This is a genomic window from Burkholderia sp. BCC1977 (genome assembly GCF_905339595.1).
Classification (GTDB): Bacteria; Pseudomonadota; Gammaproteobacteria; order Burkholderiales; family Burkholderiaceae; genus Burkholderia.
In genome coordinates, this window is sequence record NZ_CAJPGQ010000126.1 from 1 (window position 1) to 1607 (window position 1607).

The 1607-nt window shown below is 55.7% G+C and carries 1 protein-coding gene; it reads left to right on the forward strand.

What is annotated here, in order from left to right; all coding sequences use genetic code 11:
• The first annotated feature begins 40 nt into the window (after nt 1-40).
• Nucleotides 41-1579: an IS3 family transposase gene (locus U5771_RS35025; protein WP_322028158.1), complete on the forward strand. Its 1539-nt coding sequence runs from the start codon at nt 41-43 to the stop codon at nt 1577-1579.
• Nucleotides 1580-1607: the final 28 nt, after the last annotated feature.

The following is a 1607-nucleotide window of genomic DNA, read 5'->3' on the forward strand; positions in this document are numbered from 1 at the left end:
GGGGGTGCGGCGGAATTCTTGGACTATCAGGAGCTAGTCCATGTACTCATACGAAGAACGCATCCGAGCAGTCAAGCTCTACTTGAAGCTTGGAAAGCGCCTTACCGCGACCGTTCGTCAACTAGGCTATCCGACAACGAAATCGCTCGAACGCTGGTATCAGATGTACGAGCGATGTCTGGACTTGCCGAAGGAACGTATCTGCCTGAGGCCGCGCTATTCGACAGAACAAAAAAAGGCGGCCACAGACCACTATATGACCCATGACCAGTGTCTGGCAGCAACGACAAAGGCTTTGGGGTATCCGGGACGCGGAACGCTCGTCGCTTGGCTCGACGAACTGCATCCTGAGCGAAAGAAACGCGTTCTTGGGAAGGCGTCGGGTATTCGGTATGCACCAGAGCTCAGGCAGACAGCGGTCATCGATCTATGCACTCGACGAGAAAGCGCAGAGGAAGTTGCTAAAAAGATTGGCGTGAGCCGCCCAACGCTGTACAACTGGAGAAATCGGTTACTCGATCAGGAGGCCGTTTCAGCCATGACACGCCGCAACGATCCGCCGCAAACCTCGGAGAAAGCGACGCTGGAGCAGCAGATCGAATCACTCCGACGAGACATTCGAAAGCTCCAGATCGAACACGACATTCTGAAGAAGGCCAACGAAATAATAAAAAAAGGCCTGGGCGTCGACCCGCAACTCCTGACGAATCGGGAGAAGACGGCGCTGGTTGATGCCCTGAAACAGACTTACACGCTGCCGGAACTCTTTGCTGAACTGGGGCTCGCCCGTAGCTCCTACTTCTATCACCGGGCACGGATACAAGTTGCCGACAAGTATGCCGGTGTACGCCTTGCCATCGCAGATATCTTTGAACTGAATCACCGCTGCTACGGATATCGCCGAGTGCGCGCGGCACTTGGCAGGCAGAAAGTCTTCATCTCGGAGAAGGTCGTTCGGCGCTTGATGAAGCAGGAACAGCTAAGCGCAGCCACAACGAGGCGACGTCGATACGGCTCTTACGCCGGAGAAATCGGTCCGGCTCCAGAGAACCTTATCAATCGGGACTTCCGCGCCGCAGCACCGAATGAAAAGTGGCTCACAGACATCACTGAGTTCCAGATTCCGGCCGGTAAAGTCTATCTGTCACCGGTCATCGATTGCTTCGATGGACTGGTGATCAGTTGGTCGATCGGTACGCGACCAGACGCCGAGCTTGTGAATACGATGCTCGATGCCGCCATCGAAGCAATCGGTAGCAGCAACAGCCGGCCCGTGGTCCATTCAGATCGCGGTGCGCATTATCGCTGGCCGGGCTGGCTTACCCGGATACGTAAGGCCAAGCTGATTCGCTCAATGTCGCGCAAGGGCTGTTCGCCCGACAACGCGGCGTGCGAAGGCTTCTTTGGAAGGCTGAAAACGGAACTGTTTTACTCTCGAGACTGGCGGACCGTCAGCACCGACCAGTTCATTGAGGTGGTTGACTCGTACATTCGCTGGTACAACGAGAAACGGATCAAGATCTCGCTTGGCGCACTCAGTCCGATTGAGTACCGGGAGAGTCTCGGGCTGAAAACATAACCCAGTCCAAGAATTCCGCCGCATCCCC